This window comes from Micromonospora sp. WMMD710, from assembly GCF_029626045.1.
Taxonomy (GTDB): Bacteria; Actinomycetota; Actinomycetes; order Mycobacteriales; family Micromonosporaceae; genus Micromonospora.
The window spans coordinates 3480441-3498023 of sequence record NZ_JARUBD010000001.1; the positions used below are offsets into that span (position 1 = coordinate 3480441).

The window sequence follows — 17583 nt, forward strand, 5'->3', positions numbered from 1 at the left end:
CACTCTCTGGGCAACACCTGCCCGCCCATCGACCCTGCCACGAGCGGGAACGCCGCGAGCGCGGCAGGTGACCCTGCCGCGCTCGCGTCTGTTGCGGTCGTACGTACTGGTGGAGAACACCTATTCGCAGCGTGCGGTATTCCTCAGGCCGCACCCGCGTCGAGGTCAGGCCGGACGACGTCGGCGATCTCGGTGGCGATCTCCTCGATCGTGTACTGGGCAGTACTGCGGGCGATCTTGTCTGCGAGGGATGGGCTCTGGTTCATCACCTCGTCCTTGGTGATCTCGTGCCAGATGGGAAGCAGGCTCTGTTTGCCGGAGACCTGCATGGTGATGAGACCGTCGAGTTCGTACTGGGGCCAGCCTTTTCGGAAGAAGGACCGGGACAGCACCACGATGCCGAATCGGCTGCGGGCCAAGCCGGCATCGATCTTGCGACGGAGGCTGTCGCCGATGCGCAGTTCGAACGCGTCGAGCCAGACGGACACGCCCAGTTCTCGCAGGTGCTCGGCGAGTGGAGTGACGACGGCTGGTTTGTCCTCGCTGGCGTGCGAGATGAAGACGTCCCAGACCCGGGCGTCGTCGGTGTCGAGGGAGGGTGGCGCTTCGTGGCGGATCTGACTCAGCGGGGCGGTCGTGCTGCTGCCGCGCAGTCTCGGAAGCGGCGGCGGCTCGACGGACACGGCAGCCCGCACTGATCCACGCAGCCCCGCCATGTCGATCGTCACGTGCCAGTGGCCGTTGCGTGGGATGGAAAGCCGGACGGGCGACTTGGTCACGAGGCCTCCGGCGTAGCGATGCGCACGGCCGTTCTTGTAGCTGGAGAAGTTACTCGAATCCATCAAGCGCACGTTCGCGGCGTTTCCACGGAGCTGGACGACGACGGTGGCGCCGCGCTTGAGCTGACCGAGGTCGAAGTGCTGGAAGTTCATACTCCCTCTCCGGGGTGTCGTGGCCGTCAGGCCGGTGGGGGTTCGTTGGAGTTGTCGTCGCCGCGTGTAGCGACGAACTGCGCCCAGTCACGCTTGGCCCAGGCCGTCCATCGCACGGCAGTCGTGATGTGCAGACCAGTCAGGTCAGCCAGGACGGAGGCGGGAAGTTCGGCGGCGAGTGCGAGCCGGGCGGCGTTGCGTCCGGCGAAGGTGTTGATGCCAGCGCGTTGCAGCCGTGTGGCGATGGCGTTGTCGTGGGCTGGCCGGGTCGCGATCTGCCCGGGAAACAGCCAACCCGGAGACGTGTTGATCCGAGCCAGGGTGGATCAGGCACCGGCGTGGGTCTGGAGCCGGTGGATCAGATCGGCAAGGCGGGCTGGCAGTCGGAGTTGGTGGCCGTCGATCAGGAGGTGAGTGTGGTCGGGATCGCGTAGGACGTCAGCGTCGCGTAGGCGGAGCACCCGGGTCAGCGGCAGCGCGAACAGCAGGATCAGGACTCCGGCAACGCGCAGGTCCAGGGGAAGCGCCTCGTCGGTGAAGCAGCGGCGCAGTTGGGCGACGCGGTCGTCTTCCTTGAGGAGGATCGCCGGTGCCGTCTTGGCTGCCATCGGGACGTCGAGCCCGGTGACCAGTCCGCGGTTGTGGGCCCAGGCTAGGAAGTAGCGGACCGAGCGACGTGTGGTCGCACCTTTCTCCAGCCACCGGTCGAGGACGGGTTGCGTGAGTGTTTCCAGGGTCAATTCGTGCTGGTCGAGCCAACTGAGCAGTTCCAACGCGTTCAGAATCCGGGCGCGTGCGTGGTCGGCGCTGCTGCGGCGGTAGTCCCCGTTGCGGGTGGCGGAGCGGCGGGCGCGGCGGATGACGAACCACTGGGCAAACGGCTTGACGGCTCGGACGTGGTGGCTGGGCTTGCCGGCGAGGATCCGGTCCAGCCAGGGGCCGAGCCGTTCGAGATGTTCTTCGCGGGGCGGAAGGACGCCGGTGGTGACGAGGACTTCGCGAATGTAGTGCAGGGGCTGGGTCTGTGGCTGTTGGTCAAGGAGGTTGTGGGTGAGGGGCGTGGGGGTGATGGCGAACTCGCGCAGGAGCTTCGCCGAACGGCTCTTGGCGAGCCAGCCGACGACCGTCGCGGGGTTGTCGACCCCGGTCAGCGCTTCCTGCAGTGGACGGAGTTGCTCGGCGACCTGACCGTCGGGGCCGGTGAGCAGGTCGGTGAGGCGTTCGGCCAGGACGCAGTGGAAGCAGCGCTCGTCGCAGTGGATCTCCCCGCTTCGACCGCAGCCGCGGCAGGTGTAGGTCAGGTCGACGCCGACGCAGGGCCCACAGACTGATCCACCTTCGTCGTTCCGGGCGATCAGCGGCCGGACCTGGCGGCAGTTGAAGCATTCGGCGGGGTGCCGACGGACGTTCTCGTAGCAGCCGACGCAGACGGGGCCGGCTGGCCATTCCGCTTGAACCGGGCGGCTGCGGCCGCAGCGGAAGCAGGTCCTCGGCGGACGCGGTCGGCAGGCCTTGCAGATCGGGCGTCCAGCGCCCACGCGGTGACAGGGTCGTACCCGCCCGCAGACCGAGCAGGCCGCCTCCTGCCCCTGATAGCAGCCGTAACACAGGTCCGGGCTGCCGCCGCTGGCGCGACGGGCGATTGGGCGGTGTTGGTCGCACCGACCGCAGCGGCGGGCCGGTGCCCGGTAGCACGAGGTGCAGACCGGCCCATCGGCGGTGATGGCGCTCGCTGGCCGTTGCGCTCCGCACGAGGAACACGTGCGGGCCGGCCGCGGGTGACATCCCTGACAACGGGAACTACCGTCTGCTGCCCACGCGACCGTCCTGCGGGTCCGGCCACAGCCGCCGCACTTCCGGCATCGGGCCTTCTCGTAGCAGGCGGTGCAGATAACGCCCTCGTCACGGCGACCCTGCAGCCGGCGGACTTGCCCGCACCGGGCGCACGGACCGACGCGCAGTGCCGCCGCGCATGCGCCGCAGATCCGCCGCCCGCTCCCGTCTCGGCGGCCAAGACCGACCTTGGGCTGGTCGCACCGAGCGCAGCGTGGCAAACGCACGCCGTCGTGGCCAGCGGCAACCAGCGCATGGGCCAGCCGCACCAGCATGACCGGAACATCTCCACCCGGATGAGCCAGAGCGTCGGGATGCTCGTCAAGATAGGCGTCCAGTAGCCGCCACCCGCGGGGTTGATCGCCGACACCCGCCTGAACCAGCGCCGCATCCGCGCCGGGAACCGCCGCGACGACTCGGGCCACAAGCCGGTCGCGGACATGCGCGACGTCTTCGCGGTTGCGGCTCATGACAGCTCCGGGCGGCGGATTGTGCTGCGGCGGACCGCAGGGGCGGCGCGGCGAGACTGGTCCGCGGTCTTGCGCACCTCGGCGTGGACCACCTGCACCTCAATGAGGTCGTTGGGTTGGCAGTCGAGGATGTCGCACAGAGCCGCGAGCGTGTCCATCGACAGTCGTTGTGGTTCCTGGGTGACCAGTCGGTAGACCTGCTCACGAGACAGGTGCACGCCCCGCTCGGCCAGCAGCGGCTGCAGGTCCGACGTGTGGAACATCCCCTTGGCTGCCATCCGAATCCGCAGATGCCAGACGATCCCCATCTTCCTGATCACCGCTGCGGCCCCTCCCACAACTCGGCGTGCCGGTCCCGCAACGCTCGCGTGAGTAGTCGATTGCGGTACTCGTCGGACACACCGGTGTAGATCGCCGTGGTTGACGCGTAGGAGTGGCCAACCTGCTCCTGCACGAACCGCTCCGGATAGTCGAACTCCACCAGATGCGTCACGTAGGAATGGCGCAGGCAATGCAGATCGAGGACAGGGTCGAGACCCGCGTCCTCCCGGGCCTTCTCGAACGCCTCGTTGATCGAACGCTTCGACACCCGACCACGCCGCTCGGTCACCCACAGCGCCGGATGGTTCCCCGGCGACAGCAGCGGCCGGATCTCCTCCAGCCACTGCACGAGCACCGACGTCACCCAGTCCATCTCCGGCACCAGCAACACCGTGCGCCGTTTCGGCGCGCTGCCCTTCGACGACTTGCCCCACCTCACGAACAGGCCACCGCAACGGCCGAACTGCTTCGCCCTGGGGTTATGCCGCAAATCGGTCACGTCCAAGCCCCACGCCTCCCGCCGACGCAAGCCGAACGCGTAGACCGTCTTGAGTAGCGCGGAGTCACGCTGCGCGGTCAACACGCCCTTGCGGCGCCGTGCCCGGATCTCATCCGCACGGCCGTCGGCGGCATCGAACAACGCCTGCACCTCGTCGTAGCTCAACGGGCGGCGGCCCGGCCGGCCCTCGTACTCCGTGACGTGCGCGATCGTGTTCCACTCACCCAGCACCTGCTGCGGGGCCTCACCGAATCGCTCCACGCACAAGCTCGTCCAGCCATAGCGGGCATCAACCAGGTAATCCAGGAACATACGAAGCGCACCCACGTAGCCGCGAGCGGTCGACGCGGCGATCGGCCTCGCCCCCGAACACAGCTGGTCGATGAACGCCTCGACCTCCCCCGCCCGCCACTGCCACGGGTGCTGGTTGCTGAACAACGCCAGCCGCCGGACCACGTCAACGCGACTCTCGATCGTGTCCGACTTGAGGAACCTCACCCGCTGCTGCCGAGCCCAGCCCTCAATCATCGCCTCGAACACCGCCCGGGCCGGATCAAGATGCGCCACCCCGTCAGCGAGCATCAGATGGGCGGCCCCGGGCAGATCCACCTTCGGTTGCGTCACGTTGCATCCAACGCAACATTGATGAAGGCGTTACGGCTGCGCCGTACTGCCCAGGCGGTAGGACCTGGGCAGACCTCAAGCTACTTGCGCTTGCTGGACTTCGACGGCGTCTGAGACAGCGCGCTGGCCGCAGCCGTCTTGTCCGCCTTCGACGACTTCGGGTTCGCGAGCACCTTGGCAGCAGCCGAAGCCGCCTTGGCACCCGTCTGCCGGGTGTTTCGAGCCATATCCTCCACCTCCTCCGCAGTTGTCCTGCGGCCCGAGATGTGGTGTCATGCTGGTTCCTAGGCGCAGCGGACACCACGCCCCTGCCGCAGCGACCGCCCGATCCCCTACCGGCTCGGGCGGTCGCTGTCTTTCAGGCTCGGCCGGCGTCCCACGACCAACATCGCAGAACGCCAGCCCGAGCCCACGTCACCATCGAGCGATTCGGCGTTGCATCAGATGCAACTCCGCCCAGTTTCAGCTGCAGCCGCTGGTGGAGCCGCAGCCCTCGCAGACGTAGCAGCTGCCGGCGGGGCGCATCTTCGTGCCGCAGGTGAAGCAGAGCGGCGCGTCGGCGGCCTTGCCGATGACGGCCTCCAGCAGTTCGGTGCTGGAGCCCACGCTCGGAGCCGGCTTGGCGGCGGCCACGTCGGCCATCTCCTGGGCCGGCTGGGCGACAGCCTCCGACTTGGCCGGCGTCTCCACCGGCGCGGACGACGCCATCGCGCTGAGCTCGGCACCGGTGACGGCGGCGGCTTCCGCGTCGGCCTCGGCCCGCAGCTGGGCGGCCCGCTCACTGGCGGTGAAGATGCCCAGCTCGGCGCGGCGCTCGTAGGGCAGGAAGTCCAACGCCAGGCGACGGAAGATGTAGTCCATCACCGAGGCCGCCATCCGCACGTCCGGGTCGTCGGTCATACCGGCCGGCTCGAAGCGCATGTTGGTGAACTTGCTGACGAATGTCTCCAGCGGCACGCCGTACTGCAGGCCGATGCTGATGGCCACCGAGAAGGCGTCCATCACGCCGGCCAGGGTGGAGCCCTGCTTGGACATCTTGAGGAAGACCTCGCCGAGGCCGTCGTCCGGGTAGGACGACGCGGTGAGGTAGCCCTCGGCGCCACCGACGGAGAAGCTGACCGTCTCGGACGTGCGCTTCTTCGGCAGGCGCTTGCGCACCGGCCGGTACTCGATGACCTTCTCCACCGCGGCCGGCGCGGCGGCTGCGGTCTCGACGGCGGCCGGCTCGGTGGCCTTGTTGGACTTCGCCACCGACAGCGGCTGGCCGACCTTGCAGTTGTCCCGGTAGATCGCCAGCGCCTTCAGGCCGAGCTTCCAGCCCTCGAAGTAGATCTTCTCGACGTCCTCGACGGTGGCCGCCTCCGGCATGTTGACCGTCTTGGAGATGGCACCGGAGACGAACGGCTGGATGGCCGCCATCATCCGCACATGGCCCATCGGGGCGATCGACCGCTCACCCATCGCGCAGTCGAAGACCGCGTAGTGCTCCGGCTTGAGGCCCGGCGCGTCCACCACGTGGCCGTGGTCGGCGATGTGCTCGATGATCGCCTCGACCTGCTCCTCGGGGTAGCCGAGGCTGCGCAGGGCGCGCGGAACCGTCTGGTTGACGATCTGCATCGAGCCGCCGCCGACCAGCTTCTTGAACTTGACCAGCGCCAGGTCCGGCTCCACGCCGGTCGTGTCGCAGTCCATCATGAAGCCGATGGTGCCGGTCGGCGCGAGCACGCTGGCCTGCGAGTTGCGCCAGCCGAACTTGTCACCGATCTTGTTGCCCTGGGTCCACTGCTTGGTCGCCTCGCGGACGATCGCGGTGGCCACCGGGCTGGTCGGCTTGATCTCGTCGTTCGCGGCGGCGTGCTTGCGCATGACCCGCTTGTGCGGCTCGGCGTTGCGGGCGTAGCCGTCGTACGGGCCGACGACGCCGGCCAGCTCGGCGGAGCGGCGGTACGCGGTGCCGGTCATCAGGGACGTGATCGCGGCGGCGACCGAGCGGCCCTGCTCCGAGTCGTACGGCTGGCCGGTGGCCATCAGCAGGGCGCCGAGGTTGGCGTAGCCGATGCCGAGCTGCCGGTAGGCGCGGGTGGTCTCACCGATCTTCTCGGTCGGGAAGTCGGCGAAGCAGATCGAGATGTCCATCGCGGTGATGACGAACTCGACGGACTTGACGAACTTCTCCACCTCGAAGCCACCGTCGGCGCGGAGGAACTTCATCAGGTTCAGCGAGGCCAGGTTGCACGACGAGTTGTCCAGGTGCAGGTACTCCGAGCACGGGTTCGACGCGGTGATCCGCCCGGTCTCCGGGCAGGTGTGCCAGTCGTTGATCGTGTCGTCGTACTGCAGGCCGGGGTCGGCGCACTCCCAGGCGGCCTGGGAGATGGTACGGAACAGCTTCTGCGCGTCGATGGTGTCGACCACCGAGCCGTCCAGCCGCCCCCGCAGGTCGAAGCCGCCACCGTTCTGCACGGCGGTCATGAACTCGTCGGAGACGCGGACCGAGTTGTTGGCGTTCTGGTACTGCACGCTGACGATGTCGGTGCCGCCGAGGTCCATGTCGAACCCGGCGTCCCGCAGCGCGCGGATCTTGTCCTCCTCGCGCGCCTTGGTCGCCACGAACTCCTCGATGTCCGGGTGGTCCACGTCGAGGATGACCATCTTGGCCGCGCGCCGGGTGGCGCCACCGGACTTGATGGTGCCGGCGGAGGCGTCCGCGCCGCGCATGAAGCTGACCGGGCCGGAGGCGGTGCCGCCGGAGGAGAGCAGCTCCTTCGAGGAACGGATCCGGGAGAGGTTGACCCCGGCCCCCGAGCCGCCCTGGAAGATCCGCCCCTCCTCCTTGTACCAGTCGAGGATCGAGTCCATCGAGTCGTCGACCGAGAGGATGAAGCAGGCGCTGACCTGCTGCGGCGACGGCGTACCGACGTTGAACCAGACCGGCGAGTTAAAGCTGAACACCTGGTTGAGCAGCATCCAGGTCAGCTCGTGGGCGAAGACCTCGGCGTCCGCCGGGCTGGCGAAGTAGCCGTACTCCTCACCGGCGGTGCGGTAGGTGGTCACCACCCGGTCGATCAGCTGCTTGAGCGACCACTCGCGCTCCGGGGTCCCCACCGCGCCCCGGAAGTACTTGGTCGTCACGATGTTCGCCGCGTTGACGCTCCACGACTGCGGGAACTCCACGCCACGCTGCTCGAAGTTGATCGAGCCGTCCCGCCAGTTCGTCATCACGACGTCACGGCGCTCCCAGCTGACCTCGTCGTACGGGTGGACCCCCTCCGTCGTCCACACCCGCTCGATCTTCAGCCCCGCGCCTGCCTTGTTCCGTGAACGGCTAGTTGTCACGCCGTCGCCCCCCTCGTCTGCGCGGTGCCCCACCGCGCGTCCTGATCTCTCGAAAAACAGTGAAGTCAACTGGTACGGCCGGCGGCCTCAACCGCGTCGGCCCGGCCCTGCTCCCGGTCGCGCGCCGCGGCCCGCAACGTCTCGATCTCGCGCTCGAAGTCGGCGAGCGAGTCGAAGGAGCGGTAGACGCTGGCGAACCGCAGGTAGGCGATCTCGTCCAGGTCGCGCAGCGGGCCCAGGATCGCCAGGCCCACCTCGTGACTGGGGATCTCGGCGGCGCCCTTGGCCCGGACCGTCTCCTCCACCCGCTGCGCGAGCAGCGCGAGTGAGTCGTCGTCCACCGGCCGGCCCTGGCACGCCTTGCGCACCCCGCCGATGATCTTCGTACGGCTGAACGGCTCGGTCACCCCGCTGCGCTTGACGACCGCGAGGACCGCCTCCTCGACGGTGGTGAACCGCTTGCCGCACTCCGGGCAGGACCGTCGCCGTCGGATGAGCTGGCCGTCATCGGCCTCCCGCGAGTCGACCACCCGAGAGTCAGCGTGCCGGCAGTACGGACACCGCATCGCGGACCTCCCAATCATGATCAACCACGTCGTACCGGACGCACCCGGGCACGGCCCACCACGGCGGTGCCATGCGCTCATGGCGCCCGCCGTGATCAACGTTACGGGAGTGCGGTCGGTAGTCGGACCCAACCTGTAGGCAACTTACGCCCGTGTCACTACTACATCTAGGGGTTGACCGTATGTCGCCGGAGAACCCGGGTCAAGTTGGCCGGCGTGTCCGGCGCGTCACGGACCATCCGGTCATCGGGATCCATCCCGCCGCCGGAAGACCCAACGTCGGCACCCGGCCCGGGTTACCGGCCGCCCGGCTCGAAGGGCCCCGGAAAACGGTCGACGATCGAACACGCGTGCTACCCGACGTACCATTTATCAGAACATCCGTACGACCGGAGGGGTTTTTCACCCCGACACGCCGGTGAGAGGTCGTACAGATGTTTGAAAATGACCGATCTCACCTATACGGTCAGGAACAACGTGGCACCACCGCACGCACCACGAGCCGACGAGGCACCCAGCGCCGACCAGGGAGGACGGACGTGACCGAGGACCGCGCCAGCCGGCCGAAGAGCCCGCAGCACATCACCGAGGCGGGCCCCCCGGCCACCCGACGCCGCAGCGCCGCGCGCAGCCGGACGGGTCAGCCCGCCGTGCGCCCGGTCACCCCGGTGGTCAGCGCCTTCCCCGACCCGGCGACGGTCGACCTGACCGCCCGCCAGCGCCGCATCCTGGAGTTCATCCGCACCTGGGTCGAGCGGCACGGCTACCCGCCGAGCGTGCGGGAGATCGGCGAGGCGGTCGGCCTGGTGTCGCCGTCCAGCGTCGCCTACCAGCTCAAGGAGCTGGAGAAGAAGGGCTTCCTGCGCCGCGACCCCAACCGGCCGCGGGCCGTGGACGTCCGCGCCCCCAGCGAGGCCATCGACGACGAGCTGACCCGCGCGCAGCGGCCGACCCCGGCGTACGTGCCGATGCTCGGCCGGATCGCCGCCGGTGGGCCGATCCTCGCCGAGCAGGCCGTGGAGGACATCTTCCCGCTCCCCCGCGAGTTGGTGGGCGAGGGCGAGGTCTTCATGCTCCAGGTCAAGGGTGACTCGATGCTCGACGCGGCGATCTGCGACGGCGACTGGGTGGTCGTCCGCCAGCAGCCGACCGCGGACTCCGGCGAGATCGTGGCCGCGATGCTCGACGGCGAGGCGACCGTCAAGACCTACCGGCACCGCGACGGGCACGTCTGGCTGATGCCACAGAACCCGGCCTTCGACCCGATCCCCGGTGACGACGCCACCATCATGGGCCGCGTCGTGGCGGTGCTCCGCCGGATCTGACCCGTGCCGCGGGTGAGTGCCGCACGGCGCTCACCCGCACCGGCCGTCCCGACGCCACACCGTCAGTAGCGGTCGCCCCGGTGGCCGCGTCCGCCCCCGGGATACTGCCCGTACGGGTCGACCGGCGCGTCCTCGTCACGTCGCCGGCCGGGTCGCTGGCCCCGGTAATCGGGCTCCGGCCCACCACGGCGAGGCGGCTCCGCCCGGCCCCCGCCCGGCTGACCACCGCCGCCGTACACGCCACCGCCGGGCCGACCGCCGCCGCCACCGGGGGGACGGCCACCGCCGCCCGCCGGACGGCCACCGCCACCCGCCGGGGGACGCGCGCCGCCGTAGACACCACCGCCGGCGCCGCCCGGACGGGCACCGCCGTAGCCACCGTCGCCGGCGGCCGGACGGCCACCGCCGTACACCCCGGGTGCCGCGGCCGGGCCACCACGGCCCGTGCCACCGCCGTACGCCCCGCCGCCGCCGTAGACCGCGCCTCCGGCGGGCGCGCCGCCACCGTAGACGCCACCCGGACGTTCCCCGCCCGGCTCGGCACGACCACCCCGCAGCCCACCGTCCGGATCCGATCGATCGGACGGGTCAGCGACCGGCGGCCGGCGGCGGGCACGGACGATGCCGATGATGCCGGCACCGACCAGCAGCAGGCCGAGCACACCGACCGCACCGACCAGGTACGTGATGTCGTCGAAGCTCAGGCCGGCGGTCCACGACTTGGCGGCGGCCGGTTTGGCGCCCCCCTCGGCCGCCACCGGCACCGCCGTCGAGCTGGACGGGACGTAGCTGAGGATGTCGATCGGCTCGTCCTCGCCGAGCTGGCCGCCGTCGGAGACGGTGAAGAAGCTCTTACCGTCCGGCGAATAGCTGATGGCCTCACCGAACGGATCGGCGAGGGGCGTCACGCGGGGCTTCCCGGTGGTGAGAGCCGTGACGATGTCGCCGCCCGCCACGTCGAACTCGAACGCGTCCGCATAGGTACGCAGGACCACCCGGCTGCCGTCCGGCGACCGGGCCGCGCCGGTGATCGCGACCCGCCCGAACGTGTTGAGCGGGTTGTCCGTCTGCGTCTTGGGCAGCGTGATGTCGCCGACCTTGCGCAGCGGCACCGGGTCGGTGTCGCCGCTCTTGAGGGCCGCCGACGGGGTGAAGATCTCCGCCTTACCGCTGGTCACCTTCGTGATGATCAGCGGCTTGTTGTCGTTGTCGATGAGCAGCGCCTCGGCGTCGTGCGGCTTGCCCTCCGGGTACGAGACCCGGTGCAACACCGGCTGCTTGCCGCCGCCGACCGGCATCGACCAGAGCGCGACCCGCTTCCGGCGTTCCTTCGACGAGACGTTGTCGCCGATGTCGGCGATCCACAGCGTCGCGCCGTTCGGAGAGAGCGCCAGGTCCTCGGTGTCGAACGGACCCTGGCCCGAGTAACGGACCGGATCCTTCGAGATCTTGCACTTGGTGTCGAGGAAGAAGACCCGCTTGCGTGCGTCGACCTCGGTGCCGTCGTTGATCACGACGAACCCGCTCTTGGTGGCCACCAGACCGGACAGCTCGCGCAGCCGCTCGTCGGCGACCGTGCACTGCTTCTTACCGGGGGTGACGGCGGGCGGCTCGGACGCTCCGGGAGCGGGAGCCGCCACGGCGACTCCGGCGAGCGCCACGGTTGCCCCAAGCAGGCCGAGGGCAACCGTGACCGAGGAAACAACGCGGCGCATTCGGCCAGTGTCGCATGCCGCGGGTTTCCGTTGGATGACGCCGTGTCCGCTCAGGATCGGCTGCCGGCCGCCTGGCCCTGCCGCTCGACGTCGTACTGCGCCAACTCGGCGGCCAACTCCGCGCTGACCCGAACGTGCAGCAGGGTGCCCTCCGCCAGGTGCGACGTGCTGAGCACCTCACCCGTGCGGTGCACCCGGGACACCAGGTCACCCCGGTCGTACGGCAGGACCGCCCGGACCTCGACGGCCGGCTGCGGCAGCCGGTCCTCGATGGCCGCGCGCAGGCCGTCGACGCCCCGTCCGGAGTGCGCCGAGACGAAGATCGCATCCGGCCAGAGCCGCTTGAGTCGCAGCAGCGTGTCCTCGTCGGCCGCGTCGGTCTTGTTGACCACCAGCAGCTCGGGCAGCCGGTCGGCGCCCACCTCGGCGAGCACCTCGTGCACCGCCCGGACCTGCTCCTCCGGATCCGGGTGGGTGCCGTCGACGACGTGCACCACCAGATCCGCCTCCGCGACCTCCTCCAACGTCGAGCGGAACGCCTCGACGATCTGGTGCGGAAGGTGCCGGACGAAGCCGACCGTGTCGGAGAGGGTGTAGAGCCGCCCGTCCGAGGCGGTGGCCTTACGGGTGGTCGGGTCCAACGTCGCGAACAGCGCGTTCTCCACCAGCACGCCCGCGCCGGTCAGCCGGTTGAGCAGGCTGGACTTACCGGCGTTGGTGTAGCCGGCGATGGCCACGGCGGGAACGGAGTTGCGGGTGCGTCGGGCGCGCTTGGTGACACGTACGGTGCGCATGCTCTTGATCTCGCGGCGCAGCCGGGAGATGCGGTGGCGGATCCGCCGCCGGTCGGTCTCCAGCTTGGTCTCACCGGGACCACGCACACCCACGCCGCCACCGGCGCCGCCGCCCCGGCCGGAACCACCGGTCTGCCGGGAGAGCGTCTCACCCCATCCGCGCAGTCGGGGCAGCAGGTATTCGAGCTGGGCCAGCTCGACCTGCGCCTTACCTTCCTTGCTCTTGGCGTGCTGAGCGAAGATGTCGAGGATCAACGCCGTCCGGTCGACAACCTTGACCTTGGTGCGCTGCTCCAGGTTGCGCAGCTGCGACGGGGACAACTCGCCGTCGCAGATGACCGTGTCGGCGCCGGTGGAGAGCACCACCGCGCCGAGGTCGTCGACCTTGCCCCGGCCGATGTAGGTGGCCGGGTCGGGGCGCGTACGCCGCTGGATCAACCCTTCGAGCACCTGCGAACCGGCGGTCTCGGCGAGCGCGGCCAGCTCGGTCAGCGAATTCTCCGCGTCCGTCACCGTGCCCTCGGTCCAGACACCCACCAGGACGACCCGCTCCAGCCGCAGCTGGCGGTATTCCACCTCGGTGACGTCGGTCAGCTCGGTCGACAGGCCCGGGACGCGTCGCAGGGACTGCCGCTCCGACAGCTCCATCTCGCCAGTGGTGACGTCGTCGAGCTCGTCCTCGACGGGGACAAAGCTCTCCTGGTCTCGCAAGCGGTTCTCCTGTCCGTTTTGATAAGTAGAACGTAATCCTGACATGACGCAACGCCGAACGCACCTGCTATATGCCCGTGCCGAGGGTCGCCAAAAGTGGGGGCGAATACCGGTCGAGCTCGACAACCCGGTAGAAATGCGGGGCGGCCGAACGGCCGCACAGCCGTGACGGAGGGATCCCGTGGCCATCACCCGACTGCCGAGCGCCGGATTTTCGATCACCATCCGGATCGCCGTAACCGCGGACGCCTCCTCGATCGGCCGGCTCACCACGTCGGTCGGCGAGGCCGGAGCGATCGTCACGGCGTTGGACGTGGTGGACTCGGACCCGACCCACGTGATCGTCGACCTGACCTGCGACACCGCCGACGCCGGCCACGCCGACCAAGTGGTCGACGCGCTGACCGCCCTCGACGGCGTGGACGTGCGCAAGGTGTCCGACCGGACGTTCCTGCTGCACCTCGGCGGCAAGATCGAGGTGACCTCGAAGGTCGCGCTGCGCAACCGCGACGAGCTGTCCCGGGCGTACACCCCGGGGGTGGCCCGGGTCTGCATGGCGATCGCCGAGAACCCGGCCGACGCCCGCCGGCTCACCATCAAGCGCAACACCGTCGCGGTCGTCAGCGACGGCTCGGCGGTGCTCGGCCTGGGCAACCTCGGCCCGGCCGCGTCGCTGCCGGTGATGGAGGGCAAGGCCGCCCTGTTCAAGCGCTTCGGCGGGGTGGACGCCTGGCCGGTGGTCCTGGACACCCAGGACACCGACGAGATCGTGCAGATCGTCAAGGCCATCGCGCCGGCGTACGGCGGAATCAACCTGGAGGACATCGCCGCGCCGCGCTGCTTCGAGATCGAGGCCCGGTTGCGGGAGGCGCTGGACATCCCGGTCTTCCACGACGACCAGCACGGCACCGCGATCTGCGTGCTGGCCGCGCTGACCAACGCGCTGCGCGTCGTGGGCAAGCGGCTGGAGGACGTCCGGGTGGTCGTCTCCGGCGCCGGCGCGGCCGGCACCGCGATCATGAAGCTGCTGCTGCGCCAGGGCGTCGGCGACATCATCGCGTACGACCGGGAGGGCGCCCTGCACCGCGGGCTCACCGGGCTCAACTCGGCGTGGCAGTGGCTCGCGGAGAACACCAACAAGGAGAACTACTCCGGCGACCTGCCCGGTGCCATCCGGGGCGCCGACGTGTTCATCGGGGTCAGCGCGCCGAACCTGCTCACCGGCGACGACATCGCGCAGATGGCCAAGGACTCGATCGTGTTCGCGCTGGCCAACCCCGACCCGGAGGTCGACCCGCGGGAGGCGCGCAAGTACGCCGCCGTGGTCGCCACCGGTCGCTCGGACCAGCCGAACCAGATCAACAACGTGCTCGCGTTCCCCGGGGTGTTCCGCGGGATGCTGGACGCGCACGCCGAGGAGTTCACCGAGGAGATGGCCATCGCGGCCGCCCGGGCCATCGCCGACGTGGTCGGCGAAGACAAGATCAACCCGACGGTGATCGTGCCGAGCGTCTTCGATTCCCGGGTCGCCCCGGCGGTCGCCGCCGCCGTCCGCGCCGCCGCGCACAACCCCAGCCCGCTGCCGGCAGCCGACCCGGGCCCGTCCGACCTCCCCGAGATCGCCGCCAACGCCAGCGCGACGCCCTGACGAGTGGTCCGGCGGTGTGACGCCGGGAGCAGGGAGGCGACCCTCGGTGGGGTCGTCTCCCCCGCTTTGCTCTGCGTCACCCCACGCAACGGCGAGTGTCCGATGATCGGACACCGGGCGTTGCGCGGGGTGAAGCAGAGCAAAGGACCACCACAACGGACCGGCGGCGGCCCTGGCGTCTGGATCAGCTCGGCGTCAGACGGCGGCGGGCAGGGCGGAGAGGTCGACCTCGCCGGTTGCCACCAGGACTGCGGGGCCGGACAGCCAGCAGGAGTCCGCCGTCACCGTGACCGTGAGGCGACCACCGGGGACGTCGACGGCGACCACTCCGCTGCCCCGGCCGACGTCGCGCAGCGCCACCGCGGCCACCGCGCAGGCACCGGTGCCGCAGGACAAAGTCTCGGCGCTGCCGCGCTCGTACACCCGCATCAGACTGTGCCCGTCGGTGCCGTCCACCGGGTCGCCGGCCACGATGAACTCCACGTTCACGCCCGCCGGGAAGACCTCCGGATCGAACCCGGGCGCGGCGGTCAGATCCAGCGCCGCCAGCTCGATGCCCGCCGGCAGGACACACACCAGGTGCGGGTTGCCGACGTCCACGGCGGTGCCGGGCAGGGTCAGACCGCCGAGGGTGGCGGTGGAGCCGTCGTACACCCGGGGGCGGCGCATCTCGACGGAGACGGCGTCGCCCTCGACCAGCGCGCGCACGACGCCGGCCCGGGTCGCCACCGGCAGCGCCGCGCCGGCGGGCGTGGCCAGCCCGGTGTCGAGCAGATAGCGCACGAAGACCCGGGCACCGTTGCCACACATCTCGGCGAACGAGCCGTCGGCATTCCAGTAGTCCATGAACCACTCGGCCTCACCGGCCAGCCCGGCGCCGTCGGGATGCTTGGCCGCGCGAACCACCCGCAGCACCCCGTCCGCGCCGATACCCCGCCGCCGGTCGCAGAGCGCCGCGACCAGCTCAGGGGTCAGATCGAGCTGACCGTCCGGGTCGGGAAGGAGGACGAAGTCGTTGCCGGTGCCGTGGCCCTTGGAGAACTCCACGCCCCCATTATCGCGTCTCGGCCGGCACCAGGCGCAGGGCGGCCTCGAACAGGTCCGGTGCGGCCGAGTCCAGCCAGCGGATCCGCGGGTCGCGCCGGAACCAGGACCGCTGCCGGCGGACGAACCGCCGCGTGGCCCGGACCGTCTCGTCGTGCGCCTGCGCCTCGGTCAGCTCGCCGGCCAGCAGCCGCAGCACCTGCTGGTAGCCGAGTGCCCGGCTCGCCGTCCGCCCCCCGGCCAGCCCCCGACCCACCAGCTCGTGGGTCTCCGCCACCAGGCCGTCGGCCCACATCCGGTCCACCCGCGCCGCGATCCGCTCGTCCAGCAGACCGGTGTCCAGGTCGACGCCGAGCTGCACCGACGGGTAGTACGGCGTCGGCTGTGGCAGCGAGGCCGTGAACGGCGCACCGGTCAGCTCGATCACCTCCAGAGCCCGGACAATCCGCCGGCCGTTACCGGGCAGGATGCCCTCGGCGGCGACCGGGTCGGCGGCCCGCAGCCGCGCGTACAGCGGCGCCGTGCCCACCTCGGCCAACTCCCGTTCCAGCCGCTCCCGCAGCGCCGGATCGGTGCCGGGGAACTCGAAGTGCTCCAGCACCGCCCGCACGTACAGCCCGGACCCGCCGACCAGCAGCGGCACCCGACCCCGGGACAGGATGTCGTCCACCGCCGCGCGGGCCAGCCGCTGGTACTCCGCGACGCTGGCCGGCTCGGTGACCTCCCAGATGTCCAGCAGGTGATGCGGCACCCCGTCCCGCTCAGCCACGGTCAGCTTGGCGGTGCCGATGTCCAGACCCCGGTAGAGCTGCATCGAGTCGGCGTTGACCACCTCACCGTTCAGGGCGTGCGCCAACGCGATGCTCAACGCCGACTTCCCCGCCGCCGTCGGGCCGACGACCGCGACGACCGTGCCGCTCACATCCGCTCCCACGACGCCACGAAGTACGCCACACCGTAGGGGGCCGCGTCGTGCAACAGCTCACCGCGCCAGCTCCCGCCGCCCAACCGGGCTGCGCCGGCCAGCACCTGCCAGGCCGCCCGGCCGGCGGCCTTCAGCTCCGCGGACACCACCGGGTCGAGGTCAAGCAGAACGTCCAGGTCCGCCCCGGCCAACGCCGAGGCAACCCGCTGGTCGTACGCCTCGGCGCGCGGATCGTCGTACCCCGGGGACTTCTGCCCGCGGCAGGCCGACCCGTCGCCGAGCGCCAGCAACGCCACCCGGGCACCCGACGCGTTGACCCGCTCGGCCAGCGCCCCCACCTCGGCCGCGCCGGCGTCGGCGGCCACCTGCACGGCGGACACCGGCGTGCGTACGCCCCGCCGGGCCAGCAGCCAGGCGCCGACGGTCAGGCTCAACGGCAGCACCGCGCCCCGGTCGGGCTGGCCGGGGATCAGCGGCACATCCAGGTCCACGCCCCACGGCTGTAGGGAACCGGTCGCCGGGGACTGGATCGGGCCGGTCGTCGGGCCGGCACCCACCAGGACCACGGCATCCGGGTCGGCGGCGACGAGCCGGGCGACGGCGGTGTCGCAGGCCGCCCGCAGGTCGTCCAACTCCGACGCGGCGGCGCCAGCCACCTCGGGCACGAGCAGGGGCGGATGCGGGCAGACGGCGGCGGCGACCAGTGGCACTAGCCCACCGTAGCGGGAATCCCCGGTGCGTCTCCGCGCCGATCCGGTCATTCGGTCGCTAGGACACCGTATGGTCACGGTCGGCGATAGGCGCTCGACGGGGACCGGGTTGGACCTGTGACAATGCCGG

The 17583-nt window shown here is 70.4% G+C and carries 14 protein-coding genes; 2 read left to right on the plus strand and 12 right to left on the minus strand.

Features of this window, described 5'->3' with window-relative positions; genetic code table 11:
- Nucleotides 1–143 precede the first annotated feature (143 nt).
- The 7 genes from O7620_RS16005 to nrdR all read right to left on the minus strand — a co-directional run bounded on the left by O7620_RS16005 (nucleotide 144) and on the right by nrdR (nucleotide 8581).
- A complete protein-coding gene (locus tag O7620_RS16005; protein WP_278123643.1) occupies nucleotides 144–932 on the minus strand; it encodes a DUF1883 domain-containing protein in 789 nt (262 codons plus the stop codon).
- Between the two features lie 326 nt (nucleotides 933–1258).
- Nucleotides 1259–2470 carry a hypothetical protein gene (locus O7620_RS16010; RefSeq protein ID WP_278123644.1) on the minus strand — a complete coding sequence of 404 codons (1212 nt, stop codon included), beginning with the start codon at nucleotides 2468–2470 and terminating at the stop codon, nucleotides 1259–1261.
- Nucleotides 2471–3231: 761 nt separating this feature from the next.
- Nucleotides 3232–3555, minus strand: a complete 324-nt coding sequence (locus O7620_RS16015) for a helix-turn-helix transcriptional regulator (RefSeq protein ID WP_278123645.1) — start codon at nucleotides 3553–3555, stop codon at nucleotides 3232–3234.
- Nucleotides 3552–4664 (minus strand): tyrosine-type recombinase/integrase, encoded by a 1113-nt coding sequence (locus O7620_RS16020; RefSeq protein WP_278123646.1) that lies wholly within the window; start codon nucleotides 4662–4664, stop codon nucleotides 3552–3554. Before O7620_RS16020 ends, O7620_RS16015 begins: the two co-directional genes overlap by 4 nt.
- Before the next feature lie 95 nt (nucleotides 4665–4759).
- Entirely contained in the window at nucleotides 4760–4906 is a 147-nt protein-coding gene (locus O7620_RS16025) for a hypothetical protein (RefSeq protein ID WP_278123647.1), read from the minus strand.
- 235 nt (nucleotides 4907–5141) lie between these two features.
- Complete coding sequence (locus O7620_RS16030) at nucleotides 5142–8048, minus strand: vitamin B12-dependent ribonucleotide reductase (RefSeq protein ID WP_278123648.1); 2907 nt, start codon at nucleotides 8046–8048, stop codon at nucleotides 5142–5144.
- 32 nt (nucleotides 8049–8080) lie between these two features.
- On the minus strand, nucleotides 8081–8581 hold the full coding sequence (gene nrdR, locus O7620_RS16035) for a transcriptional regulator NrdR (RefSeq protein ID WP_278123649.1): 501 nt from the start codon (nucleotides 8579–8581) through the stop codon (nucleotides 8081–8083).
- Nucleotides 8582–9120: 539 nt separating this feature from the next.
- Between nrdR and lexA the strand changes: the two genes are divergently transcribed.
- Nucleotides 9121–9906: a transcriptional repressor LexA gene (gene lexA, locus O7620_RS16040; protein WP_203177784.1), complete on the plus strand. Its 786-nt coding sequence runs from the start codon at nucleotides 9121–9123 to the stop codon at nucleotides 9904–9906.
- Between the two features lie 62 nt (nucleotides 9907–9968).
- Here lexA and O7620_RS16045 read toward each other — a convergent pair whose 3' ends face one another.
- Nucleotides 9969–11621 (minus strand): hypothetical protein, encoded by a 1653-nt coding sequence (locus O7620_RS16045; RefSeq protein WP_278123650.1) that lies wholly within the window; start codon nucleotides 11619–11621, stop codon nucleotides 9969–9971.
- 50 nt (nucleotides 11622–11671) lie between these two features.
- Nucleotides 11672–13126, minus strand: a complete 1455-nt coding sequence (gene hflX, locus O7620_RS16050) for a GTPase HflX (RefSeq protein WP_278123651.1) — start codon at nucleotides 13124–13126, stop codon at nucleotides 11672–11674.
- Nucleotides 13127–13307: 181 nt separating this feature from the next.
- On the opposite strand from hflX, the gene O7620_RS16055 reads away from it, so the two are divergent.
- Nucleotides 13308–14774, plus strand: a complete 1467-nt coding sequence (locus O7620_RS16055) for an NAD-dependent malic enzyme (protein WP_151491761.1) — start codon at nucleotides 13308–13310, stop codon at nucleotides 14772–14774.
- Between the two features lie 195 nt (nucleotides 14775–14969).
- On the opposite strand, the gene dapF is transcribed toward O7620_RS16055, so the two are convergent.
- From dapF to O7620_RS16070, 3 genes are read right to left on the minus strand one after another with little or no spacing between them, the layout of a single operon-like run.
- Nucleotides 14970–15821, minus strand: coding sequence for a diaminopimelate epimerase (gene dapF, locus O7620_RS16060; RefSeq protein ID WP_151491762.1), 852 nt, complete (start codon nucleotides 15819–15821; stop codon nucleotides 14970–14972).
- Between the two features lie 7 nt (nucleotides 15822–15828).
- On the minus strand, nucleotides 15829–16740 hold the full coding sequence (gene miaA / locus O7620_RS16065) for a tRNA (adenosine(37)-N6)-dimethylallyltransferase MiaA (RefSeq protein WP_347403769.1): 912 nt from the start codon (nucleotides 16738–16740) through the stop codon (nucleotides 15829–15831).
- Nucleotides 16737–17504, minus strand: coding sequence for a class III extradiol dioxygenase subunit B-like domain-containing protein (locus O7620_RS16070; protein ID WP_278123653.1), 768 nt, complete (start codon nucleotides 17502–17504; stop codon nucleotides 16737–16739). The genes miaA and O7620_RS16070 overlap by 4 nt, the downstream gene beginning before the upstream one ends.
- Nucleotides 17505–17583 lie beyond the last annotated feature (79 nt).

Coding starts and splice junctions, on each gene's coding strand:
- O7620_RS16005 (WP_278123643.1), bottom strand. CDS start 932: ATGAACTTCCAGCACTTCGACCTCGGTCAGCTCAAGCGCGGCGCCACC.
- O7620_RS16025 (WP_278123647.1), bottom strand. CDS start 4,906: ATGGCTCGAAACACCCGGCAGACGGGTGCCAAGGCGGCTTCGGCTGCT.
- nrdR (WP_278123649.1), bottom strand. CDS start 8,581: ATGCGGTGTCCGTACTGCCGGCACGCTGACTCTCGGGTGGTCGACTCG.
- O7620_RS16045 (WP_278123650.1), bottom strand. CDS start 11,621: ATGCGCCGCGTTGTTTCCTCGGTCACGGTTGCCCTCGGCCTGCTTGGG.
- O7620_RS16070 (WP_278123653.1), bottom strand. CDS start 17,504: ATGACCGGATCGGCGCGGAGACGCACCGGGGATTCCCGCTACGGTGGG.